Genomic DNA, 26,663 nt, shown 5'->3' with positions numbered 1-26,663 from the left:
AATCGACCTGCGTAGACTTTATGGGAGGCGCCTCACACGCGAGGGGTCGCTGGTTCGAACCCAGCCGGGACCACACAAGAAGTACAGGGCAGGAGAGTTTTTCCGCTTTGCCACGCGCCGCACTAATTAAGAGTGCAATAAGAGCTTGATTCGCTTATGGCAGCGCCACGGCGCGATGAGGCTTGAGTGTGCCCTAGGGGCATAGCTGATACTTCGCCCCATGAGTGTTGTAGAGCACTTCGGCGCGGCTTGCGCCGTTGGGAGCGTTTGCTGCTGCGGTCCTCGTTCGGATTCGTGATGTCCGTCCGTTCGGGTTGCGGCATACGAGTCTCTTGTGGCTGCTGACCGGCGTCGTCATCGGCCTGGTGTGCTTCGGGCTTAGTTGGCCGGTTTCGGCGATTTTTGATCCGCTGTTTCCGGGGGCGGAGGGTGTTCAGCAGCCCTACCGTGATGCTGCTCGGTCGGGAGCAGTGCCTCTTATCGCGGCAGTGGGGCTGGGCGGTATCTTGACGCCGCTCGGTGAGGAGGCTTTGTTTCGTGGCGTGCTTGCGACTTTCCTGTTCCGCTGGGGGAGCTGCATCAGCGTGGTCTTCAGCGCGGCAGTTTTCGCTGTGGCACATGGGATCAACGGCGTGATGCCTTTGGCCCTCATGATCGGTTTGGCCAATGGTGTCCTGCTGTTGCGCTCAGGTTCGATCTGGCCTGCGGTCATGGTGCACATCGCCTATAACAGTGCGGGCATCTTGTATCACGGCCTCGGATACTGACTGCCGGGGGTCGCGGTGCCGCTGGGGCATGGTCAAGTTGTTCTTGACTGTGCCGCTACGTCCGAGTGTTGGATGCCTGGTGTGACGACATTGCTGAGCGATTCCGATTACGCGCGTGCCGAGCAGATGCTTTTCCCGCACCGGGCCCGGCGGGTGCCGGGCACGGTGCTGACACCGCAGTGGTTCGCCGACGGTGCCCGATTCTGGTACCGGATCGGAACCCGTTACGTCGCGGTCGATCCCGGCGTGAAGACTCGTCGTGCCGCCTTCGACCACGACGCGCTGGCCGCCGCACTGTCGGCGGCAGCCGGGCAGGCGGTAACCGTTGCCGATCTACCGATACAGGCCGTGGAAATTCGTGCCGACGACACGGTGCTGTTCAGCGCGTTCGGCCGGAATTGGCGATGGGCGGACAACGCCTGCACCGAATCTGACACCACCGCAACCATTCCGGGCGCGATCCCGTCGCCCGATGAGCGGTGGGATGCGTTCGGCCGCGATGGCAATATCTGGATCCGCAACCGGGCCGATGACACCGAACATGCCCTCACCGATGACGCCGAACCCTACTTCGATTACGGTGGCCTGCCGGACACCACCGGTGCACGCGCACTGACCCGTGCACTGGGCATACCGCCGCCGATGATTTTGCACTGGTCGCCCGATTCCACCCGAATCCTGGTCGCGCGCATCGATCAACGTGAGGTGCCCGAACTGGTGCTCGTCGAATCGAGCCCGGCCGATGGCGGCCGGCCCGTGGAACACCGCACCCGTTACACCATGCCCGGCGAGGACACCGTGGCAACGATGACCTGGAACGTGCTCGACGTCGGGCAACGCACGGTCGTACGGCAGCAGAGCGAGCCGACACCGATCATGCACAATGTCGCGCTCGTCTACGCCTGGTGGAGTGGTGACGACGTGTACTTCCTGCACCAGTCACGCGATGCACGCACCCTGGAATTGCGTCGCCTGGATCCGTCAACTGGTGCGGTCGCCACGCTGATCACCGACACGTGCCAGACCCGGGTCGACCCGACCGTGGTGCTCGGTGACCCGCACATGGTGCACGTGCTGGAAACCGGTGAGCTCCTGTGGTGGTCGCAGCGCGATGGTTGGGGCCACCTGTACCTCTATTCGGTCGACGGCGCCCAGGTCACCCAGATCACCGCCGGGCCGTGGCTGGTGAGCGGCCTGTTATGGGTCGACGAGAGGGCTCGGCAGGTGTACTTCGCGGCCAACGGTCTGGTGGAGGCCGACGCGTATCTGCGGCAGCTCTGCCGAATCGAGCTGGACGGCAACGGGTTTAGCCGACTCACAGATGACGAGCTGGATCATGATGCGGTCAGCCCGCCGCAGGGCGGCTACCTGGTGGACCGGGCCTCAAGCCCGAGCCTGCCGCCACGCTCGGTGGTACTCGACGGGGAGGGTCAGGTGGTGGTGGAGTTGGAGACGCCCGACACCGAAGGCCTGAGGATTCTGGGTTGGCAACCGCCAGAGCGGTTTCGGGCGACCGCCGCGGACGGCAGAATCCCCATCTACGGTCTGCTCTGGCGACCGCACGATCTGGACCCGGACCGCACGTACCCGATCATCGAACACATCTATCCGGGGCCGCAGCTCTACCGCGCCGGACCGATGTTCAACCCGCCGCACTATGGCGAACCGGAGGCCTTCGCCGCGCTCGGGTTCGCGGTGGTGGCCATCGACGGTCGCGGAAGCGCGGGGCGCAGCAAGGCATTTCATGACCACTCCTATGGAGATCTCGGCAACGCTGGCGCCCTGGACGACCACATCGCCGCAATCCGCGAACTCGGACAACGGTATCCGTGGCTGGACACCGCCCAAGTCGGGATTACCGGACAGTCCGCCGGTGCGTTCGCCGCGGCGCGTGCCGTGCTGCGATACCCGGACTTCTACTCGGTGGCCGTCGCGGTCTCGGGCAATCATGACAACGCCCTCAACCTGGCGATGTGGTCCGAGCACTACCACGGCGATCTGAGCGCCGAAGGCAAAGCGGCGATCTCGAACACCACGCTGGCCGCCAACCTGAAAGGCAAGCTGCTGCTCATCCACGGTGAACTCGACGACAACGCACACCCATACATGACGATGCGCCTGGCCGATGCACTCATCAAGGCGGACAAAGACTTCGACCTGATCATGATTCCTGGTGCCGAGCACTCGCTGTACGGTTGGCTGCACTATTCGCTACGTCGCACCTGGGATTACTTTGTGCGGCATCTACACGGCACCGAGCCGCCCAGCTACCGACTGCAGCCGCTGCTGCTACCTCCCCTCGGCTGACCGGCACGATCTCACCGTCCCGCTTCAGCACATCTAGCTGCGCCGGGTTGTACGGAGCAGCCATAGCCAGGTGGATCGCCCCGACCGAACCTTTTTCCGCGTGAGCACGAGCTACGTCTGCGGACGCGACTCTAACCCTGGATCGAGCTAGTAGGAATGAAGTTTCGGTACGGGCAATGCGTTCGCGATCTTGGCTACGAGGGCACGAGGCTTCGTGAGCTGTGCCGCCACCTGATCTTCCCGGCGCCAGGTCAGGAAGAGGCCTGGTTCAACGCCAATCACGAACGCCTCACCGAACTCGGACTCAGCTAACCTGCACGACCGTGCACGTCGGCGGCGCAGCGCAGTGGGCCCGACGCAGGCACACCGGCCAGACAACCAATGGGTTGAAAAGGAAGAAAGATGAACCCAAATATCAGGAGCGGTCGCAGCATCGTTGACGGCAGGAACACGGCCGGGGCGGCGAAGGGCCGCGACGCTTTCGACGTCGATGCCCTGGTCACAAGGACCGGCGGCAGCACCACGGGGAAGACGCACTGCGTCGGCCGACTATGCAGGGAAATCCGCGCTGCGAGAAAGCGTCTCGTTCGCCCGGATGTCGGCGAGCGTCTGCTGCAGCGTATCGATCACGGCGTCGTAGCCGCTATTGCCTAGGACCAGCCGGCGGGGCGGCGGGTTCTGGGCCATCGCCGCGATCACCGCACGGGCACCGCGGAGCGGATCGCCGGGCTGCACACCGTCCATCCCGACGAAGACGGCTCGGACCTGCTCCAGCATGTGGTGATATTCCGGGATCGGCTCCGCGACAGGCTCGTTGGCGAAGCCGACGTAAGCGTTCGTGCGGAACGCCCCCGGTTCGACTGTCAAGACGGAGATGCCCTGCGCGGCGACCTCATCACGCAGCGCATCGGTGATGGCTTCGATGGCGAACTTCGTCGCACTGTAGTAGCCAAATCCGGGTGCGGATACAAGCCCGGCCACCGAGGACAGGTTGACGATCCACCCGTTGCCGCGGGCGCGCATCGCGGGCAGCACTGCACGTGTCACCGACAGCACGGCGAAGAAGTTCAGTTCGAACATTGCCCGCAACGAGGACTCGTCCATCGCTTCGATTGATCCGTACCAACCGCGGCCGGCGTTGTTGACGAGCACGTCGATGCCGCCGAAGCGCTCCTCGGCGGCATGCACCGCGCGCTGCACCTGCGCAGCATCGGTGAGTTCCAGCGGCACGACTAGAACGCGGTCGCCGTACTGCTCGGCCCACGTCGCCAGCTCCTGCGGGCGCCGGGAGGTGAGCGTCACGCGGTCCCCGGTCTCCAGCGCCGCCTCGGCGAACGCCACCCCGAAGCCGCCGGGCGTGCCCCCGGTGATGAACCATCTCCTTGTCATGGCTCGATCACCAACCGGCTGATCAACGCGCCGTCCAACGTGAAGCGGAAGTGCAGGTCGACGACCCCACCGGGGAAGTCGCCCTCCAGGTGCTGTCCGACGTCGATGGTCGTGTCGATTGTGGTCGCGCCGGTGAACTCTGAGGTATAGGTGTACTCGCCGGCCGAGGCGGTCAGCCAGGCCCAGATCTCGTCGCGGCCCGTGTAGTCGCGGCCCTCATCGGTCACGACGGCATCGGCGGTGAACGTGGCTACCGCTCGGCCGTCCACTGGGGTGCTGAGTGCGGTCATGAACGTTTTTACGGTGTCCGGGAGTGCTTCCCATTCTGTGGTCATGACCCCAGGTTGGAGCTTCCCCTAAGGGGAAGGTCAACCTTCGGCAGGGCGAATCTCGTATTCGTGCGGCCCCCGGCAGCCAGGCCCTCTGTTCCCCAGGGAGGCCACTGGAACGGGACGGGAGCCTTCGGTTCTCACGCCGCGATGTTGACCTTGCCCCAGGGGGAGACTTCAGGATGGACCCACCCCTTACACAGGCGGCGGAACACAGAGGAGGATGCCATGGGCGCGCGGGTCTCGATCGGTGACTTCGCGGTGATGACCAGCCTGAGCAGGAAGGCGCTACGGCACTACCACGACATCGGCATTCTCGAACCAGCTGACATCGATCTCCACACTGGCTACCGGTTCTACGACACCAGCCAGGTCGATCATGCACACATCATCCGCCGGTTCCGCTCTCTGGGCATGTCCATTCCCGACATCAAGGCGCTGCTGAGCACAGACGACCCCGCGGCCCGCGCTGAGATCATCACGACTCATCTCGAACAAATGGAAGTGCAACTGCAGCAGACCCGTGACACCGTTGGCGCGCTGCGCGAGCTGCTTTCTCCCGTGCACACCCCCGCCGCTGTGGAGTTGCGCCATGAACCCGCGCTCGCCGTGTGGTCCATCGGCGCCATCATCGAGGTTTCCGCGATTGACAGCTGGTTCGCGGCGACGCTGAAGACACTGAGAGACGCAGTTGCCACGGCGACAGGCGAACCGTCGGCGGTTGTTCCGGGTGGCCTCTACGACCGAGCACTGTTTCTCGAATCACGTGGCAAGGCGACCCTGTTCGTGCCTGCGCCGCAGTCCGCGATCCCTCCGGAGGGGGCGCGTGCCGAGGTCTTGCCTCAGGCTGAATTCGCCGTGCTCACTCACCCCGGCGGCCACGACGAGAGCATCGACCGCAGTTACGGGGCTCTGGGCATATACGCAAACGAGCATCTGATCAGCGGCCAGGGGCCGATCCGCGAACACTACATCGGTGCTACGCCCTCAGATCCGACAGCGTTCACCGCCACAGAAATCTGTTGGCCGATCTTTAGCACCGCTCCACCGCCATGCTGACAGCAGTTCTCAGCCAGTTCATTTCTCGGCCATGTGCGAGCCCGCGCGGTTTGGGCACGGATTCGGAACACCGTGGGCGCTAGGGTGCGGGATCTGCGGATCGAGCGCGGCATGACCCAGGAGCAGCTGGCGCTGGATCTCGCCGACGCCCTCGACGTGCACGTCACTGAGCTCCTGAGTGGGCATTAATCAGCGTCTGCTCCCCAAGCTACGCGGCTTTGGACCCTTCTGCCGTTGCAGCCTCCAGCGGTTTAGTCGGCGAGGAACTCGGCGGCGGCGGGGGCGAATTCCTTGTGGTACTGGAAGATCCCGCCGTGACCGGAGTTGGGGTAGATGAGCAGTTGGCTGCCCTGGATGCGGTTGTGCAGGTCCTCTGACAGGACGGTGGGGACCATGCGGTCGTGGCCTCCGTTTGCGATCAGCGTCGGCTGGGTGAACATGGACAGGTCTGAGGGAGCCGAGCGGCCGAACTTCTGTATCGCCTTCAATTGAGTCAGCAGCGCCTTGATGTTGATCTCCTGGTCCCGATCGGCGGTGCGTTCCCGGAGTCGCTTGATGAATGCTTTCCCCGCGGCCTTTCCCGCGGTATCGCGGTTGAAGAAGAGGAATTCCTTCGGGTCCGACCTCGTCAATGTCGCGCGCAGGATGTCCCAGTAGGTCACGCCGGCGACCTTGTCGATGTCCTTGCCGCCGCGCGGTCCGGTCCCGGTGAGGACGAGTTTGCGGACCAGGTCGGGATGTTTGACGATCAGGTCCTGGGCGATCATGCCGCCCATCGAGAAGGAGAAGATGTCGATGGTCTCGTATCCGAGTGCCGCGATGAATTCGTAGGCGTGATCGGCGGCTTCTTCGAGGGTGTCAGGCACCTGTCCGGTGGAGGCACCGACGCCGCGCTGGTCGAACGCGATGACGTGTCGATTCTGTGCGATGGGGTCGATGATGCGGGGGTCCCAGTTGTCGAGGGTCCCCGCGAGGTGGACGAAGAAGACAACGGGAATGCCTCCCTTGGGGCCCAGTTCCCGGTATGCGTACCTTGTATCGCCGACGGCGACGGTGCGCGTTGGGGCCTGCGCGTACGAGCTGAGGATGGCCTCGTTGCTGTTGTTGCTCATGGAGAACTCCTTAGGATGTGGTGGCGCTTGCGAACAATGCGTCAGTGACGGTTGTTGTGGTTACTGATACGAGTGCCGGCTGAGGTTGTCGCACCGGTAGCGTCGTTTCAGGTGTCGGGCTGTGCGAGAGCGGTTGTCGGCTTTCATGACCTTCTGGGGATCGCCGATGAGTTTCGGCGCGCGGCGAGAAAGTCCGATTCCCCGACCGGCGCCGGCGACCAGGACGGACGGTCGGTGATCTGCCGAAATCGTCATCGGCTCACTGTGATCTTGCCGTTAGCTTTGCCCTGCTCGACGTAGGCCATAGCGTCCAGCGTCTCTGTGAACGGGAAGGTCCGGTCCAGGACAGGTCGCAGGGTGCCCGCGTCGTAGAGCGCCCCGAGCATCGCGAGCTGCGGACCGCTAGCCCGCATGAAAAAGAATGAGTAACGCACGCCCAGCTTGCGTGCTTGACGGCGGATCTTGCGGCTGAGAACGGCCATAACGGGCTTAAGGACCGGCTGCCGGAGTTGATCGGCGAAGGCCGGGTCCGGCGGTCCGACGACGCTGATCGCAAGACCGCCTGGCTGCAGCACGGTCAATGACTTCTCCAGACTCGCCAGACCTAGGGAGTCCAGCACGACGTCGTACCCGGACAGGACCTGGGCGAATTCCCGGGCCCTGAAGTCGATGACCTCGTCGGCACCCAGGGCCCGAACCTTGTCGATGTCCTTGGCGCTCGCAGTAGTGGCGACATACGCGCCGAGGTGCTTGGCGACCTGGATGGCTGTGGAGCCCAATCCGCCTGCGCCGGCGTGGACCAGGACCTTCTGCCCCGGTTGAACATCGGCTAGCTCGGCCAGGGCCTGCCACGCGGTGAGCGCGACGAGGGGCACTGCGGCCGCTTCCTCAAACGACAGGGAGGCGGGTTTGAGGGCGATGTCGTCAGCATCGACGGCTACCTGTTCGGCAAAGGCGCCGATACGCAGGTCTCGCGGCCGGGCGTAGACCTCATCACCCGCCTTGAAGCCGCGGACCTCGGCGCCGACCTTGGTGATCACGCCGGACAGGTCATGGCCGAGGATGAAAGGCCGCTTGTACCTGATGAGCTGCTTGAACTCCCCGTTGCGGATCATCTTGTCGAGCGGATTGATACTAGCGGCCCGGACGTCTATCAGAACGTCGCGAGGTCCAACGCTCGGCGTCGGGACATCAGCAGCCCGGAGCCCGTCGGGGCCGTAATGAGTGACGACGAAGGCCTTCATTCTGTTTCCTGTCGGATCGTTGGGCGTACGGGATTTCGTGAAGCGCCGGCAAGGGTCATGGCGTTGCTGAACGCCGCCGCAAGGATGCGGTCGGACAGCGCGGTATCGGTGACCGCGCGGGCGGCCTGGAGCGAGCCGACGAGCAAGGAGAACAAGCCAATCGCACGCTCGTTGGTCCGCTGCGGGTCGCCGTCGTCGAGGTGGCGGGCAATCGCCTCGATCATCGAACTGGCGCCGTCGGTGTAGGCCTCCCGGATCGTGACATCGCACCGCCCGATCTCATCCAGCAGTGCCGCGGAGGGGCAGCCACCAGCGAGATCGTGGCGGTGTGCGGGGGAGAGGTACTCCCGGAGGAACGCCTCGACCGAGTCAAGGCCGGCCGGCAGCGAGTTCACAACGGCGACCTGGTCCTCGAGCTGTTGCGCGACGACCGTAGCGACCAGGTCGTCCTTCGAAGAGAAGTGGCCGTAGAAGGCGCCGTTGGTCAGGCCGGCGTCGGCGACCAGCGTCGCGATGCCGGAGCCGTCGATTCCGTCGCTCTTGAACCTGCGGGCGGCGGACTCGATCATCCGGCGCCGGGTCGCTTCCTTGTGTTCCGGGCTGTATCTCACCATGACGCGGATCTCCTTACTGGGCTTGTCAACACCATAGCATTATGATCATAATATAACAGTCGTGCCGCAAAGGAAATCGGACCATTTCACGGCAGCGCCTGCCGATCAGCTCGACGTGCGGTCCTGCGCATGCCCGCCCAACCCCGCAGCACCCTGACGAAAGAAGGAGTCATGGCTACCTGGAAGACCGCGCCCACCAAGACAATTGACGTCGACGGCACCTCGTTCACCTACCGCGAGCTGGGCAGGCCCGTCGGCGTGCCGGTAGTGTTCCTGCACCACCTGACTGCCGTCCTCGACGACTGGGATCCGCGCGTCCTGGATGGCGTCGCCGCTCATCACCATGTGATCGCGTTCGATAACCGGGGGGTGGGGGCTACCGCCGGACGTGTGCCGACCGACATCGAGCAGATGGGCGCCGACGCGATCGCGTTCATCCGTGCGCTGGGGTACGAGCAGGTAGACCTGATCGGTTTCTCGCTCGGTGGTGGCGTGGCTCAGATGATTGCCCTCCAGGCTCCTGACCTTGTACGCCGCATGGTGCTCGCGGGCACCGGCCCGCGCGGCGGCGGGGGAATCTGGAAGATGCCATTCATCGTCGGTGGCGCCTACACCAAGGCGTTCCTGTCCCGAAAGGACCCACGCCACTTCCTGTTTTTCCCTCGTACCACGAAGGGCAAAGAGGCGGCCAACGCCTACCTCGAGCGGCTCGCGGAGCGCACGTTGGATCTGGACAAGCCGATATCCTCACAGGCCGGCCTCGCGCAGGTGCGAGCAATCACTAGCGCGGGACTGCACCCCGCCGACGACCTGTCACAGATCAAAATCCCGGTCTTCGTCGCCAACGGCGACCATGACCTGATGGTCGCCAGTGAGCACTCCAAGGACATGGCCGCTCGGCTGCCGGACTCCCGCCTTCGGATCTACCCCAACTCCGGCCACGGTGGCGTCTTTCAGTACCACCATGAGTTCGTATCGGAGGTTCTGGACTTCCTGGCTCAGCGCCCGCACCGTCCTGAGGTCGCGGCGATCAGTGCACTGGATCTTCCGCGGAACTGACCGACCCACTGGACCGTCCGCGATGAACGTCAACAACGGTTCAACGGCTTGTCGGTACGCCTCGGCGCTGATTCGACGGCAGTCGCCTGGTCTAAGCATTCCGAGAGTTCTCCGAGATTCAGGCCATGGTGATGCTGAAACCACCCCCCGGTAGGTACATCGTCGAAGAATTCGTCCAAGGCCATCGGCATGGACGACGGCTACACGAAGTTTTGACAACGCCGTGCACCGGCGCTCCGGCTTCCGCCTCGCCGAGCGGTCACCGCTAGAGCATGTCACAGCAATCACCACGCCCTTGTATCGGTGATGGTGGTGCCGGGTCAGCCCGCCTCGGGGAACTGTTGCCTGGGTGTGGCGTTGGCGTGTGCAGATCGTCCAGGTGTGGGCGCAGACGACGACGCCCAAGTGGTGTGGACCTTTCGGGACGGGCTGGCCCGGCACGGTTGGATAGCTGTACCATCACCTCGCTTTCACCTGATCGTGATCGGATTAGCTTGTGGGCGTGTGGATCTTGTTGGCGGAGGGCTGCGCTGCATCGGGTCGACTCGCCGGACTGGTTCACTGTGTTGTCGCGGCGATGGGCGATGGTGAGACCGACCAGCTTGCCGGGGCCCGCGAAGGGCGCACCCGACCGCTGGTGGCGCCGGCCGCTGGCACCGGTGAGCTTCGGCGGCGCCGAGTATGGCGTCGACTTCAGCGATCAGCGCTATCAGCCCTGTGGCGTCGTCCAGATCCAGGGTGGCCAGCACCTCTGACTCGGCCGGGCTTGGCGGTGCCGGCGCCACCATCATGACGCTCTGCGTCATTGCTCACCTCCTTTGTGCTGTCAACGGGGCCGACCATCCAGGTTTTGAGATGCGGTCTATTGCAATATGTATTTCGCTGCAGCCCAGGTGTCTACCTAGGGCATCGGGATGATTGAGCCGAGGATGGATCGCTGGCATGAGCCCCGCCGGCATCGGGGCGGCACGTGAGGCCTCGGCCCAGCTAGTGGAACACGAACACAGTCAGGCGCTGACCGGTTCCTTGATCGCACCACCGCCACGCACCGCGTCGCCCTCTTCGGTGATCACCGTGGTGTCATCGATCGCCTTGGCGGCGGCCGGGCGATCCACGGCGATTTTGCGGGGTTTGGCTTTCTCGGCTACCGGGACCACTAACCGCAACACGCCGTCGTGGTAGTCCGCGGTGATCCGGCCGGTGTCCAGATTGTTGCCCAGTACCAACTGGCGTGAGAACACCCCGCGGGCACGCTCGGCGGCCAACATCTCACGGCCGGGATCCAGCGGTGCGCGTTCGGCGCGCACTGTCACCACATTGTTCTCGATATCCAGATCCAGCGAATCGGTAGCGATACCGGGCAGATCGAACTCCACGTGGAACTCATCCCCGTCACGCCAGGCATCCATCGGCATCGCCGCCGGACGTGCCGCGGTTCCCAGCACCTGCTGGGTGAAGCGATCTAGCTCTCGGAATGGATCGGTACGCATCAGCATCGTGGCCACCTCCATCTGTCCTTTCCCTTGTGCCATCTGTGCGCTTCCAACTGGTTTATCTATGCCAGTTGGTATAGATTTATTTAGCACTCAACGATGCCGAGTGCAAGTAGGCGAACGAGAAAAGTTGTGACGATGATCAATGAAGGCTTGCCGGTGCAAGGCCCTGGGATCCGCGCTCGGATGCCCGCACCCCACCACGGGGTGTACGGGATCACGATTGCCGCGGAATTATCCGGCGCCCCCACGCAATCGCTGCGACTGTGGGAACGCCATGGGTTGCTATCCCCGGCGCGCACGGAGGGCGGCACCCGCCGCTACAGTGCCGATGACTTGGCGCGTATCGAACGCATCGTCGCCCTCGTTATGGTCGGCGTCAACATCGCAGGCATCGGTCGCATCTTGGACCTAGAAGATATCAACGCCGCACTACGATCTAGCGCCGCCGACCACGCCCGACCTAAACGCAACGGCTCAGTGGAGGACGGTTAGATCCGCTATTGAGCGCTGGACCCGGCGCGGCTGGGAATTGGGCGCGGCCCGCATGCACGTGGGAAGCAAGCGACATGGCGGCTGCGCGTGAGCTAGCCGGACAGCGAACGATTCTGCCAATCGTCCCGCATTCTCATGCGGGTGGATTGACGCTGAACGTCAGCGACCTACTGGTGCCCGTCCAACTCGGCCAAGAAGTCATCGATGGCCGGCCACGTCTCGTTGACACCTGCCGACAGCGCCACCAGTCCTAGGTGGCTCGCCTCCACCGTGGTGAACCGAACGTCCGCGGACTTAAGCATCGTCATGCCGTGATGCACGCACTGCCACGGTGCGATGGCATCACGGTGGCTGCCGAACAGCTGGATCGGCAACGTCAGCGCCGTCAGATCGAGGGTGTAACCGGCCACATTGACCACGCCCGCGGCGATCTCGTCGTGATAGATGAATCGGCCCCACATCTGCGAGACCGCACGTCCTGGATAACCGGGGAAGGCGTCCTGAAACCGGTCGATCACTTCGGCCTTGGCCAACGCTTCGGTGTTGTCCAGATTGTTCAGGAGGAACCAGGGCCGCTTGATCTCTCGGTCCCATGAGGTGGCGCGGTAGGCGGCCTGTACCACCGGTGCAGGAATGCCGCCGAGCGCTCGCAACACCGTGGTGACGGCATAGCCGTTGGTGCGTTTGGTGATTCGGCGTGCCTCGGGATATCCCGGGATTTGTCCGTAGTCCAATGGGGTGCCGATAGCGACGATCGAGCGGATCGGCAATCCGCGGTCGGCTGCGGCGGTCAAAAGGCTCAGGGTGCCGCCCAGGCTCCACCCAATCAGGTCGAGCTGCGCCTTGCCGGAATCGATAAGCACGCGCTCGATGGCCTGCGGAATGATATCGGCGAAGAAGGCCTCCAGACCCAGATGTCTGTCTGCCCAGCCGATCTCACCGTAGTCGACGACGTAGGGCGTACGGCCCTCCTCGAGCAGGTGCGCCACCAGTGACTGACCCGGTGCGAGGTCATAGCATGTCGCCGACGCTGCCAGCGGCGGAACCAACAGGACTGGGACAGCGCTGGACTCACGCGGATCGTCGGTGCCGTAACGGCGCAACTGGCGATGTGGCTCGTCGAACAGTGCAACATGGCTGGTCGGTGTGGGTGGGCGCACCCCTTCACCGAGAGTGAGGGCGAACAAGTTCCTCGCGGAGACCGGAATCGAGACCATAGTGAGTTCGTGTGCTCCTTCTTGCCGGCACTGCCCGGCTTATCGATTAGCTCTCGAAAAGGCTTTCAGTAGACCGGTCGGATACACAACGGTTTGTGGCGTGCACGACATGGGGTGCACGGGCGCGACCACGCCAGGTCGTCTCCGTGAGAGGGCAGTCTTGCCAGTCTGGGGATCGTGTGTTGCCATACTGGCTTCGGTCAGGTTGAAACTGAAGCACGATAGGGGGACACATGGCTGCGTTCTCCGGCGCCGGAGGCGTCGCGCGCACACTGCCTCTCGGTGACATGTCACGGTGGTGGAGCTCGCCATCCCGCTATGACCTGATGATGTCCTACTTTTCAACGCGCTCGATGCGTTTGGCGCTGCGCGGGGCCGTGGGCGGCAGTGCTGGCGCATTGGCAATCATCCCGTTGGCAATGGAGTTTTCGCCGATGGGGCCGCGTACTGGCGTATGGCGTTCACTCGACATTGTCTCCAGCCTGCTCGCATTTTTCTGGATGCTGCGCTGGTGGTTCGGACCACTGCCCAAGGAATCGGAATCCGCGGTCTTCTCGGTGTCAGCGGTCGCCTCGGTGTGCATCGCCTGCTTCGCGGACAGCGACAGGGGCACCGGCATGCACGGCCTCATCGCCTTGTCCTTGATGGCGATCTACATATGTTCCTTCCACGGGGCACGGCTCATTGCCCTGTACCTGTTTGCATCTTTAGCGACGCTCGCGTTCCTTGCGGTTGCCATCGATCTGCAGCACGGTTGGGCGGTCGCCGTGGCAGATTCGGTCGTGACAGCGACGCTGCTGGTTGGGGTTCCACCGTTCATCCACTTTGCGCAATTGGCGCTCACCAGCGATGCCAGGGCGGCCGCGATTGACCCGCTCACCGGCCTGCACAACCGGAGAGGATTCGACGATCAGTCGGCGACTCTGGCCCACGCGGCACGAACGGATCGGTCCGAACTGAGCATCATCATGATCGACATCGACCGGTTCAAACAGATCAACGATCGTTTCGGGCACGGCGTTGGTGATCAGGTGATCGCCGATGTGGGCTCCCACATCAAGGCGATCTCGGGCGACGAGGCCGTAGTCGGACGCGTGGGTGGAGAGGAGTTTTGTGTCGCGCTACGCGGACCCGCCTCGCAGGCGCGGGAGGTCGCCGAACAGATCCGGGCAGGTTTGGAATCGCTGGACGCGATGGTGACGGTCACCGTCAGCGTGGGGCTTGCCACGAGCCCGCCGCCAACGTCGAGTGCCGCTCCGGACAACGTCATTGGGCAATTGGTCGCCGATGCTGATCACGCCATGTACTCCGCCAAGCGGCAGGGCGGCAACCGGCTTGAGGCGTGGGACCTCAGCGGGTAGAGGGGGACGGCAGCAGCGGTCGTCGCTATGCGCCGCCCGCCGTCGCGCCTACGGGGTGCGAAAATGCGCGCACCATGGCGGGGAAGGCCAGTCGTTCCAGCATCCGCGTCTCGGCCAGTTCGGGCTCGACGTAGAACTGCGCGGCCACACCTTCGCGCAGGGCGGTGGCGAGCCGGGCGATGAGCTCGGCATCAATGATCAGCTCCCGATTCGCGATCGTCATCAGTTCGTTGATGATGCCGGCCGCCTCGCGCCGTAATCGTGCGTCGTGCTCGGCCAGCACCACGGCAGCGCTCGGTTCGCGGATCGCGTACAGCGTGAACTCCATGCTGATGAGATACCAGCGGCGTTGCGCGGGACCCCTGTCATCAATGGTGGAGATGAAGGTGCTGATGGGATCGGGGCTCGTGCGGCATTCATCCAGGGCCGCCCGCAGTGCTGCGATCAGTTGATCGCTGCTGGCGTCGAACAGGGTGAAGAAGAGCTCATCCTTGCCTGCGAAGTTGGAGTAGAACGCGCCGCGTGTGAATCCCGCCGTCTCGCAGATGTTCTCGATGCTGGCGCCATGAAATCCGCGGTCGGCGAACACGTCGAGCGCGGCCTCCATCAGGCGCGTACGGGTGTGTTCGCGCCGGCGAGTCGAGGCAGTCGGCATGGGATGCCTTTCCGATGGTCCGGACTGTAATTCAGTTTCGATACAACTATGTATCTTAAAGGCTGTTCCCGTGAAATGGTGAGCGAATCACTGAGATGTCGGCAGTAAGGCTGACGGTGGTCGGCCGTCTGATTGACATGGGAAAAGGTGCTATTCACCATGATGTCTTCGTGTACGGCTCCTCTTGACGGCTTTTCCGTAGCAGGGGTAGCTTGTGATCAGTAGATACGTATCTGTATTGAAAGGTGAGTAGATGACCTCCGGAGACGTTGTGGTGGGCGAAGAGTTGTCCGCGTACCTGGTCGGTTCCGCCGATGCCGCCCCGATGAGTCCAACGCCCGTGGCGACGGTCGAGGAGGAGCGTGATCGTCGACTGCGTGAATTGGCCGCAGCGTTCCGGATCTTCGGGGCATTCGGTTTCTCCGAGGGGGTGGCCGGACACATCACCGTCCGCGATCCAGAGTTCCCCGACACGTTTTGGGTGAATCCCTTCGGCATGAACTTCCGGCACATCACGGTGTCCGACCTGATCCAGGTCGATCACGACGGCAATGTGCTGACCGGCAGCCGACCGGTGAACAGGGCGGCGTTCTGCATTCACTCCGAGGTCCATAAGGCCAGGCCCGATGTGATCGCCGCAGCGCACGCGCACTCGATACATGGCAAGGCGTTCTCGTCGCTGGGACAGCCGTTGTTGCCCATCACGCAGGATGCGTGCGCCTTTTACGAGGACCACGCGGTGTACACCGACTATCGCGGTGTGGTCACTGACCTGGAAGAGGGCAAGGCGATCGGTGCGGCGCTCGGGTCGACCAAAGCGGTAATCCTGCAGAATCACGGGCTGCTCACCGTGGGCCACTCGGTGGCCGAGGCTGCCTGGTGGTTCATCACGATGGAGCGTTCCTGCCAAGCTCAGCTCCTCGCCATGGCTGCCGGTGAGCCCCCGACAATAGACCATGACACGGCCGTCTCGGTCTACAACCAGATCGGCACCCCGGTCGCCGGATGGTTCCAGTTTCAGCCGCTGTGGGACGACGTGATCAGAACAGCCCCGGAGGCTCTTCGTTGATCTCGGCGCTCGCCGTGTTCGAGGGTCGCCGCAGATGAATACGACCGCCGAAGAATCCAAGAGGCTCAACGACACCGCGCCGACGGTCGATATGCACACCCACGGGCTCAGCATCATGCCGCGTTGGCTGCGTGCAGTGGGCAGCAAGACAATCGGCATGCCGTCCGAGCCGTTATCAAAATTGTCGACGGGCAAGGTAAACCTCGCGGTCGTCACCGCCGTCGGAGATGCGTTGCTGGGCACCGCGTGGCGATTCCGCTCGCCGTGGCACGGTGTCCAGGCCCAGCTGGACCTCGCCTGCGCGGAGGCCTCGGCGGCGGGCATCACCGTGGTGGACACGGTCGAGCAGATCGAAGCCGGCAATGCTGCGACGGTGATGCTCGGCCTCGAAGGCGCTGATGTCGTGGGCGCCCAACCGGATCGGCTGATCGACCTTCATCGCAGGGGAGTGCGGGTGCTGGGTCTGGTGCACTACGCGGATAACGGCCTCGGAACGATAAGTACCTCGGTGTCCGGGGGTCGGGGCAGCCGCGCTGTCCGGGCCGGGCGTTACTCATCGGGTCTGACCGCCCTCGGTAAAGAGGTTGTCACAGAAGCGAACCGGCTGGGCATGCTGATAGATCTCGCGCATGCCGACGCGCCAACCACCATGGCCGTATGCGATCAGACGTCCGTTCCGGTGGTCAGTTCGCATACCGGGGCATCGGCGGTTCAGGAGTTTCCGCGCTACATCAGCGATGAGGAGGTGCGTGCGATAGCCGCTACCGGTGGTCTGATCGGATTGTGGCCGATGGGATTTCGCGGGTTGGGAATGCGAGACGTAGATGACTTTGCCCGCCACGCCTCCCATCTGGCAGGGCTGGTCGGTCCGGAGCACCTGTGTATCGGGACGGACATGAACGGCATACCCGGGTATGTCACGGGATTCGACGGCCCCACCGGATTCCCGTCGTTGATCGATGCGCTGCTGCGCACCGGCTTCGATGCTTCCGAGGTCACGGGGATTCTCGGCGGCAACGCGCTGCGTGTTCTGAAGAAGGCTCTTCCTGGTCCGCCGGGGAGGGCACGTACCCCGTAACCAGCCAATTCATAGGCTTGCAAAGGAGTTCGGATGGCAAAGGTCCAGATAGAAACCGCGTTGGCGCGCCCCATCCCGTCGGCGCCTACTCGCAAGCTGTGCGCATTGGCGACACCCTGCAGGTGTCGGGCTAAGTGGGGATCAACGCCGCGACAAGTTCTTTGGCGGGCGAGACGGTCTATGCGCAGACCGTCCAGGCGCTGCGCAACATTGAGGTGATCCTGCACGCGGCGGGCGCCGATCTCGGAGCTGTGCTGATGCTGCGGGTATTCCTTCATGCCCCAGAAGGATTCGCCGAACTCAATAAGGCTTTCGAGGACACCATCAGCAAGCCCTATCCGGCGCGTACGACTCTTTTCGGTGGGCTGCCGCCCGGGTTGTTGGTGGAGATAGACGCGCTCGCGAAACTTTCCGGGACGGAGGACTAGCCATGCGCATTCATCACCTGAACTGCGGCACGATGGCCCCGATCGGAAAGCGGCTCATGGAGGGCACGGGAGCGCCCTGGCAGCGTGGCCGATTGGTCTGCCATTGCCTGCTCGTCGACACGGGTAACAGGCTGCTGCTTGTCGACACCGGATTCGGCCTTCGTGACATCGCCGATCCGGTGGACAGAATCGGCCGTCCCCTCAAGCTTCTGCTGAACCCGCTGTTCGCCGAATCGGAGGCAGCGGTGCACCAGGTGCAGGCGCTGGGGTACGACCCTGACGATGTCACCGACATCATCCTGACCCATCACGACCACGATCACGTCGGGGGAGTCGACGATTTCCCGAACGCGCGTCTGCATGTACATGCGGTCGAGGCCGAATCCATACGCTCACAGCTCACACTGCACGACAAGGTGCGGTACAGCGGGCAGCATGAACTCATGGGACGCAGAGAGGGCGACCGCTGGGTTGAGTATTCGATCGGCGGCGATCAGTGGTTCGGGTTCCGCGCCGCGCGCCAACTTGCCGGTCTGCCCGAGGAGATCGCGATCATCCCGTTGCCGGGGCACAGCCGTGGACACGTCGGCGTGGTGATCGACCTCGGTGGCATCGGCCGCCCGCGCTGGCTGGTACATGCGGGCGACGCCTTCATGCACCCCGGCGAAATGCGCGCCGAACCGCGATGCCCACGGGTGTTCACGGTGTTTCAAAACCTCGTGCAGGCAGATGCTGCCTCACGGCTGTACAACGCCCGGCAGCTACGTGAACTAGGTGCGCGTGACGACGTGGAAATCATCAACTCGCATAATCCGTACTACTGGGACCGGGCCTCCATGGCCGCGCAAAGCACTCAGGTTGGAGCCCAATGAAAATCGCTGTCGCCGGCGCCGGAAGCATCGGCTGTTATGTGGGCGGTCGGCTGCAGATCGCGGGCCATGACCTGGTGTACATCGGGCGCGCCACCCTTGGTCAGTCGATCGCGGAGCACGGCCTCGCTTTGTCGGATTATCAGGGATGGTCAGCGACGATCCCTGGACGCGATTGCGTGTTCTCCGAGGACGTCGATGCGGTGCGCGCCGCCGACGTCGTGCTCGTGACCGTGAAGTCGGCCGCGACCGCGAAGATGGCGGAATCGCTGGCCGACAGGCTCCGCCCCGGAGCAGTGGTGGTCAGTCTGCAGAACGGCATCGGCAATCCGGCGCAGATATCGCGATACATTAAGCAGCGCAAAGTAATTACCGGCATGGTCGGTTTCAACGTCGCGCAGGTCGGCGCGGCGCATTTTCATCAGGGCACGCAGGGGAAGCTCTCGATCTCCGCCGGAGCGGAGTCCCTTGCAGACGCACTTACGGACAGCGGGCTGCCCACCGCCGCGCGTGACGACATGGCAGCGGTGCAGTGGGGAAAGCTCGTGGTGAACCTCAACAATGCGGTGAATGCGCTCTCGGGCCTGCCGTTGAAAGCTGAACTGGGAGATCGGGAATACCGCCTCGTGCTGGCCGCGGCCCAGCGAGAGGCTCTGAGCCTGCTGCGCCGTAACAACCAGCCGGTGGTCAGCCCTCTCGCGGCGCCCCTCGCGTTCATGCCTTGGGTGCTCCGGATGCCCAACGCGCTGTATACCCTGTTGGCACGACGGATGGTTGAGATTGACCCGCAGGCGCGTTCGTCGATGCTTGACGACATCACCCGTGGCAGGCCGACCGAAATCGACTACATCAACGGCGAAGTCGTCGAGCTCGCCGCGAAGCTGGGCATGAAGGCGCCCGTCAACACCGCACTCGTCAGCCTCATCCGCGAGGCCAGCTCATCCGGTGGCAAGAAGTGGTCGGGCTCAGAACTACGCCGTGAGATTGATCATCGCAGTGCGGGGATTCACGTCACGTGACGGCCGGCCGAGTGACGGGTGTGCGAACACGTCGTGGCCGCACGATTAATTCCGCTGCAACACATATGAACTAGCGAGCCGAGCAGTTCTATCTCTCAGTCTGTAGGGCTTGGATTGCGGGATGGTCGAGGTCGATTTCTCACTGTTGGACGTTCCGCGAACCGGGGCGGTGACAGATCCCGAGGCCTACCTGCGTGCCGCGATCAACTGGCATTTCGGGGAGGACACCGGGTCGGCGTTCTGGTTGCGTGCTGCCCAAGCCCTGGACTTTCAGCCGCTCGCGGACATCACGAGTTTCGATGACCTACGGCTGTTCCCGAACCTGGTCAACGAATTGCGGCATGCACCCGTCGAGGATCTGATTCCACGCGGCTACGGATCACCGGCGCCCGTGCCCAGGATCTTCGAATCGGGCGGCACCACCGGTGCACCCAAACGCACAGCGCAGCTGGCCGATTGGGTGGAGCAGGTCACCCAGTGGCAGATCGAGGACTTCACCGCCGGCGGATTCGTGGCGGGGCAGGGCCTGCTGTTTCTCATGCCCAGCGGCCCGCACGGGGTCGGCCACTTCTCGCGCGCGGTCAGCGAGCGGCTCGGGTCAGTGTTCTATCCGGTGGACCTGGATCCGCGGTGGGTCAAGAAGCTCGCCGCGCGCCAAGCCACCTCCGAGGTATCGGGTTACGTCCAGCATGTCCTGGAGCAGGCCCGGTTCGTCCTGCAGACCCAGCACGTGGCCAATCTGCACACCAGCCCGCCACTGCTAGGCGCTATCGCCCGCGATGAGGCCATGGTGGACCTGGTGAACCAGAAGATCCGCTACATACTGATCAGCGGTGCCCACGTGGACCTGGACACCCTTGATCTGCTTCGTGAAATCTTCCCGGCGGCCGCGATCACGATGGCATTCGGCAGCACGATGATCTTGTCCCAGGCCAAGACTCGAGTCGACGGTGATGCGTTTGTCTTCGACCCCCGAACGCCCCACGTTGTCTTCTGGGTGATCGATCCCGCCACGGGCGAGCGCGTGCCGAACGGAAAGCGCGGTCAGGTGGTGATGAACCACATCAGCAAGGGCATGTTCATCCCCAACAACCTCGAACGCGACAGTGCGATCCGAATGCGCGGACCCGAGGGCCAGATTGGCGATTCCGTCAGCGAGGTGGTTCCCGTGGCGACCTTCGAGGGCGAGGCCGTCATCGAGGGCGTCTACTGATCGTGATCACACTCGATGCACTCGGCCCAAGCGGCGAGTACCGCACCCGCACCCACGAGGTGATCACCGAGGTGACCGGGGTGCCCGTCGCCGAGTTGAGCATCGTGCCGCCGCTGTATGTGAGCCGCAGCATCCGGGCACAACGCAACGTCGGGGCGCTCCCGGCCGATCGGCGTGAGGCCGCGCTGACCGAGGCCGCCGAGATCTTTGGCACCGCGGAGATCGGCGGCATGGGTTTTGAGCAGTACGTCGATGTGGTCAGCCGGGTGTCGGGGCTGCCTATCGCGATTGCGCGGTCCAGCGCCCGTGGTGTCGCCGAAGCGGTCCGCCGGGCAGCCGACTCGGTGACACCGGCCCGGCCGCTGGGCGCGGCTCTGGACTGGCGCGATGAGCGCACGCGGCAGGGGAGCGCGGTGTGGGTGCGCCGCGGTGAGGTGCTTGCCGTGCATGCGTCGGGCAACAGTCCCGGCGTTCACGGCGCGTGGGCGCAGGCCCTGGCATTGGGATATCGGGTGGCCATCCGTCCGTCACGACGCGAACCCTTCACCGGCTACCGACTTGTCAATGCACTGCGCCAGGCCGGATTTCGGTCAGAAGACGCGCTGTATCTGCCCACCGACCATGCGGGTGCCGCCGAGATCATCACCGCCGCCGACCTCGCCATCGTCTACGGCGGGCAGGACGTCGTAGACGCGTATGCCCGCGACCCGACGGTGATGGTGAACGGGCCCGGCCGTAGCAAGATCCTGATCACCGCCGAACGGGATTGGCGTGACTACCTGGACGTCATCGTCGAGTCGATCAGCGGGCAGGGCGGTATGGCCTGCACCAACGCCACGGCCGTTCTCTACGAGGGTGATCCGCGACCGCTGGCAGAGGCGATCGCCGCCGGGCTGGCGACGATCGTGCCGCGTCCGATCGGCGACGAACGAGCCGCGCTGCCGGTCCAGTCCCTTGATGCCGCCAAACGGCTTGCCGAGTATCTGGCGGTGAAATCTCGGGGCGCCACACCGCTGTTGGGTGCCGATCAGGTGGTGGCAGACCTCGGCGACGGTTCGGCCGCGCTGAGACCGGCCGTGCATCTGCTCGAGCGACCCGATATCGACACGCTCAACACCGAGCTGGCCTTCCCGTGCGTGTGGATCACGCCGTGGTCGCGTGCCGACGGTCTTGTCCCGCTGAGGGATTCGCTGGTGATCAACGCGATCACCGATGATGAGGCGCTGATCGACGATCTACTCAACGAGCCGACGGTCGCGAACGTGTACAGCGGCAGGCACCTGACCTCGTACGCAGCACCCGACATTCCGCATGACGGCTTTCTCGCCGACTTTCTGATGCGCACCAAGGGCGTCATCAGAGGCTGAGGTCAGGGTTGTGGTGCCCAGGGACCGTTGCCGCCCACCGACTCGATGCGGATGCGCGTGAGATACCCGTCCGGAGCGTTCGGTGGCGGGAAATGCTCGTCTGAGCCGAGCATGGTGGTGGCCAGCTGCTTGAGCAGCTCCGGTGCGCCTCCCTCGACCACTCGCGCGGAACCGGTGACAGACAGGTATGCGCGCTGCTGCCCGGGCTGGCTGGGCGCGAGGATGGTCACGGCGACGTGGGGATCGCGCCGGATATTGCGCAGCTTCTTGTAATTGCCCGACAGATGGGCGGAAACCAGTTCGTCGCCCTCAGGGGTGGACTGCAGGGCGAACCACACGACGGATACCTGCGGGCTGCCGTCGTCATTGATGGTGACGAGCGTGGCGTCGGTGCCCGCTCCGATGAGTGTGCGCGCGGCGTCGTTGAGGTCCATGTGTGATGTCTACCCCGTTGCGGCCGATTTCATTCCCGCATGTGAAAGAACGCCCGAAACAGCGATGCCCGGTTGACATCGTTGTCAACCGAGCATCGTGCCGAAATCTGTTACTGCAGAACAGTTGTGGTGTTCGTGCCGAACGGAACCTGCGGGTTGGTACCTAATGGAGTACGCGGGTTGGCGCCCTCATGGGTGGGCTCATGGAATCCGCGGTCGTACAGGTTGGTGCCGGGCTGGGTGCAGGATCCGCCGACGCGCGGTGCGCCGCCGGCGCACGCGGTCCGGCAGCTGTGGTTGTACGGCGTCTCGCCCGAGGAACACACCGGGGGATCTGCGGCCGCTACCGGAGCGAGGTACATCGCGGCAGAGGCGCCCAGGGCCCCGGCGAACAGTGCGATGCGGGTGGGCAGTGAAACCATGGGGTTCAGGGCTCCTAACGAGGCATGAATCTGAGTTGAACCACAGGTTACATATCATAACGATTCTAATGCTAGAAATATTTGCTGAATACTATGCAAGGAGCCCTTGGGGCACGCAAATTCCAGTTGACACGCGCTTGTGTCGACACGCCGATGGGTAGCTAGTGACACTCTCCAGCTAACCCGTAGGTTACCGGGGGAGGGTTATGCCCAGAATGGCTGACCGCGCGGCAGTCAGAGGGCACGCAGGTATCGCTGAGTTACCACTCGCTGTAGCTGTTTGACCACCAGGTTGCCCATCCGGACCCACCAGTACGACGGCTTCGAGAAGGCTGTGATCTCCACGGATACAACATCATTGGACGGATCAAGGCGCACGATGAAGACCTCTTCGCCGGTTTCGGGGTGGCCCCGAAGCGTGCCGTATGCGAAACCGCGCCGATTCGGCTCGTCCACCACGTACACGATGCGGCACAACGCCCAGAACGGCCACAGGCGCGTTGCCACGTTGACGCCCGCGGTGGCCTGCGGTGCAGAGGTCTGCACCGGCAGCCCGATCCCGCGTTGGATACCGAACCGCATCAGGCTTGCGGCGGCCTCCTCGAACCGTGCCCTACCGGTCCCGAGCTGCCGCGATTCGCGCACGTGGTGATATCCGACGGGCAGCTCACCGGCTGTTGCGCCGATCTCGGAGTAGGTGAACGGGAGCTGGCTCAGCTGTGCAATATCCACCCCAATAACGTAGGTGAGCATGACCACCGAGGAAGCAGTAACAGCGCATGAGGGAGGCGGGTTCAACCCGCCCGATCCCACCCTCAAGGGCGGCCCGGACTACGGCCGTTTCATCGACGCGCTGCGAACCCTGCAGGACCGCGCTCGCGCTGCCCTGCCGCCCGATGAGATGGTCACCACGCTGGCCAACCAGCTCGATGCCATGAACGAGCTGCTGGCCCCGTACGAGGTGTCGGAATGGGACTCGCCCTCAGGAAGGCGCACCGATCTCCCGCTGCGCGGAAACATCCTGCTGGTCCCGATGACAATCGACAGCTTTGATAACGGAGTGCTCAGGGGCACAGCCACTTTCGGTCGCTATCACCTGGGTCGAAACGGTGCCGTGCACGGCGGATGCCTCGGGCTGCTCTTCGACACCATCATCGGCACCGGCACGATGCTGCTGACCGATCTGCGTAAGTTGCGCACCGCATACCTGAACATCAACTATCGCAAGGTCACGCCGATCGAGAAGGAGCTGCAGTACGACTGCACTCTGGATCGTGTGGAGGGGCGCAAGGTGTTCCTGACCAGCAGATTGCTCGACGGCGACAATGTGCTCGCCGAAGCCGACGCGCTTTTCGTGAAGCTCAATCCCGGCCAGCCGTGAACCGGGCCACCCGCAGGTGGGCCCGGTGGCGTGACACCGTACGGGATCGGCCGGCGCTCGACATCGTCTACCGCATAGTGGTTGCCGTCATCGGTCTGGTGGTGCTTGGTGTGGGCATCATCGCCATCCCGTATCCAGGACCTGGCTGGGCGATCGTGTTCCTGGGTCTGGCCATTCTCGCTACCGAGTTTTCCTGGGCCGCAAAACTTCTCCACGCGGTCAGGACCCGATACGACAGATTCATGGCCTGGTTCTCCACCCAGCCACAGTGGGTGCGGGGGATTGGGGTGCTGTTCACCGCGGCCTTGGTGGTGGCGACGTTGTGGGTGCTGGGCGCGCTCGGCTGGGTCGTCGCGTTGCTCGGGGTCGAGGCGCCCTGGCTGAAGAGCCCGTTAGGGCTTGGAGGCTGACCTTTTCCGCACCCGGTCGATAACGCTCGTCCACATCACGTGTGAGCCCGCCACGAGCTCCGCGCCGACATCGCGTGCCGAGATCATGCCCTTCATCATCCGTACCGCGTCGGCCTTGTTGCGGGTCGAGGCCTTGCTCATGTGGCCCGTATCGAAAGGCGGCCGCGGGTCGTACTCGATGCACAGTTGCGTCGCCTCGGCGCGTGGCCGTCCGGCGATCTCGCCGACGAGCCATAGTCCAAGATCGAGTCCCGCCGATACGCCCGCGGCGGTGATCACCTTGCCGTCGCGGACGATGCGCTTGTCCCGCTGGGGATTCGCGCCGAAGGTGGAGAGCACCCGCTGTCCGGCCCAGTGGCAGGTGGCGTCTTTACCCCGCAGGATCCCGGCGGCACCGAGAATGAGCGACCCGCTGCACACCGACGTGGTCCACGTCGTGGTGTGATGTGCCTGCCGGAGCCAGCTCAGCACGCCCTCGTCGGCGGCGGTGCTCATCGTGGCAGGTATCGAACCCCCGATGAGGACGACGTCAGGTGCCGCTGTTTCCTCGAAGGAATGCGTCGCGCCGAGTACCAGCACACCGCTGTCGGTCACTATCGGGCCCGGCTTGTGCCAGACGAATCGAAGCTCGGCGTCGGGTAGCCCCCGGAGCATTTCGTACGGACCTATCGCGTCGAGTGCCGTCATGCCCGGGTACGCCAGGATCGCTATCTGCATGACTGCCATGGTCGTGGTGTGGGCACCGAAGCAGAAGTGGCCAGATAGACAGTATCCAACGAGATATTGCCAATCGGAGTTAGGCTGACCGCCATGCACTCCGTGCCTTCGGGTCGTTCGGGCCAGCCTCACTCTGGACCTTCGGGTCGTTCGGACAAGCCTCACTCCGTCGTCGTTCTTGCGCTTCCGGACACCATCGGCTTCGACCTGGCGACCGCCGTGGAGGTGTTCCGTCGTGTGCACCTGGCCGACGGCACCCGGCCCTACCGGGTGCGGGTGTGTGGGACCTCGCCGGTCGTCTCCGCCGGTCCGTTTGGCATCGCGACAGATCTTGGGCTGGAGGCTTTTTCGGAGGCCGACACGATCGTGGTTCCGGCGCGCAACGACGTGACGGCTCCCGCGCCGGACGGCGTCATCGAGGCACTGCAGGACGCGTACAGGCGCGGTGTGCGTATCGCCTCCATCTGCGCGGGCGCCTTCACCCTGGCCGCCGCCGGGATTCTGGACGGTAAGCGCGCCACTACTCACTGGATGGCTGCCGACCTGTTCCGGCAGATGTTCCCGGCGGTGCGCCTGGACGCCGATGTCCTCTACATCGACGAGGGTCAGGTGCTCACATCGGCGGGCGCGGCGGCGGGGTTGGACCTGTGTCTGCACATGGTCGCGCGCGACCAGGGGGCAGCGGTCGCAGCCGAGGCCGCGCGGGTGGCGGTAACCCCCCTGCACCGCGACGGTGGCCAAGCGCAATACGTGATCAGGAACCGTCAGCGCCCTGAGGCCGGCCTCGGGGAGATCCTGGCGTGGATCGAACAGAACGCGCACCGGGAGCTGTCTCTGGAGGACCTCGCGGCCCAGGCCTCCACCAGCGTGCGCAGCCTCAACCGGCGGTTTCGTGCCGAAACCGGGCAGACGCCGATGCAATGGCTGACCGGTGCGCGGGTCCGTCATGCCCAGCAGCTATTGGAAAGTTCCGCGGACTCGGTGGAGTGGATCGGGCGGGAGGTGGGGTTCGGTTCACCTGCGAATTTCCGGGAGCAGTTCCGCCGGCTCACCGGAGTCTCGCCGCTCGCTTACCGGAATACGTTCCGGGCTCGATCGGCCTGAGCGCTCGCGGCGCCCATCAGGCTGGGAAGGCGCTGGTGCGGACCGATAGCA

General features: G+C 64.1%; 28 protein-coding genes and 2 pseudogenes. 18 read left to right on the top strand and 12 right to left on the bottom strand.

Annotation, left to right across the window (positions count from 1 at the left end):
• Positions 1-248: 248 nt before the first annotated feature.
• From DSM43276_RS13275 to DSM43276_RS23585, 3 genes and pseudogenes are all read left to right on the top strand, one after another.
• Positions 249-767: pseudogene (locus tag DSM43276_RS13275) on the top strand (lysostaphin resistance A-like protein); the annotation flags it as partial.
• 81 nt (positions 768-848) lie between these two features.
• Positions 849-3,074 (top strand): S9 family peptidase, encoded by a 2,226-nt coding sequence (locus tag DSM43276_RS13270; protein ID WP_078330993.1) that lies wholly within the window; start codon positions 849-851, stop codon positions 3,072-3,074.
• A gap of 156 nt (positions 3,075-3,230) precedes the next feature.
• Positions 3,231-3,386, top strand: coding sequence for a hypothetical protein (locus DSM43276_RS23585; RefSeq protein WP_157896060.1), 156 nt, complete (start codon positions 3,231-3,233; stop codon positions 3,384-3,386).
• Between the two features lie 237 nt (positions 3,387-3,623).
• On the opposite strand, the gene DSM43276_RS13265 is transcribed toward DSM43276_RS23585, so the two are convergent.
• Entirely contained in the window at positions 3,624-4,463 is an 840-nt protein-coding gene (locus tag DSM43276_RS13265; protein WP_078330994.1) for an SDR family NAD(P)-dependent oxidoreductase, read from the bottom strand.
• Positions 4,460-4,798, bottom strand: a complete 339-nt coding sequence (locus DSM43276_RS13260) for a nuclear transport factor 2 family protein (protein WP_211196727.1) — start codon at positions 4,796-4,798, stop codon at positions 4,460-4,462. The genes DSM43276_RS13265 and DSM43276_RS13260 overlap by 4 nt, the downstream gene beginning before the upstream one ends.
• Positions 4,799-5,020: 222 nt before the next feature.
• Between DSM43276_RS13260 and DSM43276_RS13255 the strand changes: the two genes are divergently transcribed.
• Complete coding sequence (locus tag DSM43276_RS13255; protein WP_078330995.1) at positions 5,021-5,851, top strand: MerR family transcriptional regulator; 831 nt, start codon at positions 5,021-5,023, stop codon at positions 5,849-5,851.
• A gap of 251 nt (positions 5,852-6,102) precedes the next feature.
• Here the strand turns inward: DSM43276_RS13255 and DSM43276_RS13250 are convergent, their stop codons facing one another.
• The 3 genes from DSM43276_RS13250 to DSM43276_RS13240 form a co-directional block, all read right to left on the bottom strand.
• A complete protein-coding gene (locus DSM43276_RS13250; RefSeq protein ID WP_078330996.1) occupies positions 6,103-6,963 on the bottom strand; it encodes an alpha/beta fold hydrolase in 861 nt (286 codons plus the stop codon).
• Positions 6,964-7,214: 251 nt separating this feature from the next.
• Complete coding sequence (locus DSM43276_RS13245; RefSeq protein WP_078330998.1) at positions 7,215-8,207, bottom strand: NADP-dependent oxidoreductase; 993 nt, start codon at positions 8,205-8,207, stop codon at positions 7,215-7,217.
• A complete protein-coding gene (locus tag DSM43276_RS13240; protein WP_078330999.1) occupies positions 8,204-8,821 on the bottom strand; it encodes a TetR/AcrR family transcriptional regulator in 618 nt (205 codons plus the stop codon). The genes DSM43276_RS13245 and DSM43276_RS13240 overlap by 4 nt, the downstream gene beginning before the upstream one ends.
• A 171-nt stretch (positions 8,822-8,992) precedes the next feature.
• Here DSM43276_RS13240 and DSM43276_RS13235 point away from each other — a divergent pair, with 171 nt between their 5' ends.
• Both DSM43276_RS13235 and DSM43276_RS23580 read left to right on the top strand, forming a co-directional pair.
• A complete protein-coding gene (locus DSM43276_RS13235; RefSeq protein ID WP_078331000.1) occupies positions 8,993-9,880 on the top strand; it encodes an alpha/beta fold hydrolase in 888 nt (295 codons plus the stop codon).
• Between the two features lie 584 nt (positions 9,881-10,464).
• The gene (locus DSM43276_RS23580; protein WP_157896061.1) at positions 10,465-10,635 is read left to right on the top strand and encodes a hypothetical protein; all 171 of its coding nucleotides are present in this window, start codon (positions 10,465-10,467) and stop codon (positions 10,633-10,635) included.
• Positions 10,636-10,887: 252 nt separating this feature from the next.
• Here the strand turns inward: DSM43276_RS23580 and DSM43276_RS13225 are convergent, their stop codons facing one another.
• Positions 10,888-11,376: an Hsp20/alpha crystallin family protein gene (locus DSM43276_RS13225; RefSeq protein WP_078310892.1), complete on the bottom strand. Its 489-nt coding sequence runs from the start codon at positions 11,374-11,376 to the stop codon at positions 10,888-10,890.
• A gap of 135 nt (positions 11,377-11,511) precedes the next feature.
• Between DSM43276_RS13225 and DSM43276_RS13220 the strand changes: the two genes are divergently transcribed.
• On the top strand, positions 11,512-11,868 hold the full coding sequence (locus DSM43276_RS13220; protein WP_420359333.1) for a MerR family transcriptional regulator: 357 nt from the start codon (positions 11,512-11,514) through the stop codon (positions 11,866-11,868).
• A 167-nt stretch (positions 11,869-12,035) separates the two neighbouring features.
• Here DSM43276_RS13220 and DSM43276_RS13215 read toward each other — a convergent pair whose 3' ends face one another.
• Complete coding sequence (locus tag DSM43276_RS13215) at positions 12,036-13,085, bottom strand: alpha/beta fold hydrolase (RefSeq protein WP_078331005.1); 1,050 nt, start codon at positions 13,083-13,085, stop codon at positions 12,036-12,038.
• 233 nt (positions 13,086-13,318) lie between these two features.
• Between DSM43276_RS13215 and DSM43276_RS13210 the strand changes: the two genes are divergently transcribed.
• Positions 13,319-14,446: a GGDEF domain-containing protein gene (locus tag DSM43276_RS13210; RefSeq protein WP_078331006.1), complete on the top strand. Its 1,128-nt coding sequence runs from the start codon at positions 13,319-13,321 to the stop codon at positions 14,444-14,446.
• Positions 14,447-14,471: 25 nt separating this feature from the next.
• Here DSM43276_RS13210 and DSM43276_RS13205 read toward each other — a convergent pair whose 3' ends face one another.
• A complete protein-coding gene (locus DSM43276_RS13205; protein ID WP_078331007.1) occupies positions 14,472-15,101 on the bottom strand; it encodes a TetR/AcrR family transcriptional regulator in 630 nt (209 codons plus the stop codon).
• A 253-nt stretch (positions 15,102-15,354) separates the two neighbouring features.
• Here DSM43276_RS13205 and DSM43276_RS13200 point away from each other — a divergent pair, with 253 nt between their 5' ends.
• The 7 genes and pseudogenes from DSM43276_RS13200 to DSM43276_RS13170 all read left to right on the top strand — a co-directional run bounded on the left by DSM43276_RS13200 (position 15,355) and on the right by DSM43276_RS13170 (position 22,144).
• Positions 15,355-16,170, top strand: coding sequence for a class II aldolase/adducin family protein (locus DSM43276_RS13200; protein ID WP_078331008.1), 816 nt, complete (start codon positions 15,355-15,357; stop codon positions 16,168-16,170).
• A gap of 34 nt (positions 16,171-16,204) precedes the next feature.
• The gene (locus tag DSM43276_RS13195) at positions 16,205-17,248 is read left to right on the top strand and encodes a dipeptidase (RefSeq protein ID WP_078331009.1); all 1,044 of its coding nucleotides are present in this window, start codon (positions 16,205-16,207) and stop codon (positions 17,246-17,248) included.
• 33 nt (positions 17,249-17,281) lie between these two features.
• Positions 17,282-17,676, top strand: a pseudogene (locus DSM43276_RS13190) (RidA family protein).
• A 2-nt stretch (positions 17,677-17,678) separates the two neighbouring features.
• Positions 17,679-18,548, top strand: a complete 870-nt coding sequence (locus tag DSM43276_RS13185; RefSeq protein ID WP_078331010.1) for an MBL fold metallo-hydrolase — start codon at positions 17,679-17,681, stop codon at positions 18,546-18,548.
• The gene (locus DSM43276_RS13180; RefSeq protein ID WP_078331011.1) at positions 18,545-19,564 is read left to right on the top strand and encodes a 2-dehydropantoate 2-reductase; all 1,020 of its coding nucleotides are present in this window, start codon (positions 18,545-18,547) and stop codon (positions 19,562-19,564) included. Before DSM43276_RS13185 ends, DSM43276_RS13180 begins: the two co-directional genes overlap by 4 nt.
• A 121-nt stretch (positions 19,565-19,685) precedes the next feature.
• Positions 19,686-20,777, top strand: coding sequence for a phenylacetate--CoA ligase family protein (locus DSM43276_RS13175; protein WP_078331012.1), 1,092 nt, complete (start codon positions 19,686-19,688; stop codon positions 20,775-20,777).
• Between the two features lie 2 nt (positions 20,778-20,779).
• Positions 20,780-22,144, top strand: a complete 1,365-nt coding sequence (locus tag DSM43276_RS13170) for an aldehyde dehydrogenase family protein (protein WP_078331013.1) — start codon at positions 20,780-20,782, stop codon at positions 22,142-22,144.
• 2 nt (positions 22,145-22,146) lie between these two features.
• On the opposite strand, the gene DSM43276_RS13165 is transcribed toward DSM43276_RS13170, so the two are convergent.
• From DSM43276_RS13165 to DSM43276_RS13155, 3 genes are all read right to left on the bottom strand, one after another.
• The gene (locus DSM43276_RS13165) at positions 22,147-22,578 is read right to left on the bottom strand and encodes a PPOX class F420-dependent oxidoreductase (RefSeq protein ID WP_078327341.1); all 432 of its coding nucleotides are present in this window, start codon (positions 22,576-22,578) and stop codon (positions 22,147-22,149) included.
• Positions 22,579-22,688: 110 nt separating this feature from the next.
• Entirely contained in the window at positions 22,689-23,000 is a 312-nt protein-coding gene (locus tag DSM43276_RS13160; protein WP_078331014.1) for a hypothetical protein, read from the bottom strand.
• A gap of 234 nt (positions 23,001-23,234) precedes the next feature.
• A complete protein-coding gene (locus DSM43276_RS13155; protein ID WP_078331082.1) occupies positions 23,235-23,732 on the bottom strand; it encodes a DUF1990 family protein in 498 nt (165 codons plus the stop codon).
• Positions 23,733-23,751: 19 nt separating this feature from the next.
• Between DSM43276_RS13155 and DSM43276_RS13150 the strand changes: the two genes are divergently transcribed.
• Positions 23,752-24,381 (top strand): PaaI family thioesterase, encoded by a 630-nt coding sequence (locus tag DSM43276_RS13150; RefSeq protein ID WP_078331015.1) that lies wholly within the window; start codon positions 23,752-23,754, stop codon positions 24,379-24,381.
• Positions 24,378-24,791, top strand: a complete 414-nt coding sequence (locus DSM43276_RS13145; protein WP_078331016.1) for a TIGR02611 family protein — start codon at positions 24,378-24,380, stop codon at positions 24,789-24,791. The genes DSM43276_RS13150 and DSM43276_RS13145 overlap by 4 nt, the downstream gene beginning before the upstream one ends.
• Here DSM43276_RS13145 and DSM43276_RS13140 read toward each other — a convergent pair.
• Positions 24,774-25,508, bottom strand: coding sequence for a DJ-1/PfpI family protein (locus tag DSM43276_RS13140; RefSeq protein ID WP_078331083.1), 735 nt, complete (start codon positions 25,506-25,508; stop codon positions 24,774-24,776). The two genes, DSM43276_RS13145 and DSM43276_RS13140, sit on opposite strands and share 18 nt — an antisense overlap.
• Positions 25,509-25,601: 93 nt before the next feature.
• Between DSM43276_RS13140 and DSM43276_RS13135 the strand changes: the two genes are divergently transcribed.
• On the top strand, positions 25,602-26,612 hold the full coding sequence (locus tag DSM43276_RS13135; protein ID WP_078331017.1) for a GlxA family transcriptional regulator: 1,011 nt from the start codon (positions 25,602-25,604) through the stop codon (positions 26,610-26,612).
• Positions 26,613-26,663: the final 51 nt, after the last annotated feature.

This window comes from Mycobacteroides salmoniphilum, from assembly GCF_004924335.1.
Classification (GTDB): domain Bacteria; phylum Actinomycetota; class Actinomycetes; order Mycobacteriales; family Mycobacteriaceae; genus Mycobacterium; species Mycobacterium salmoniphilum.
This window is presented reverse-complemented; position numbering and strand designations above follow the sequence as displayed.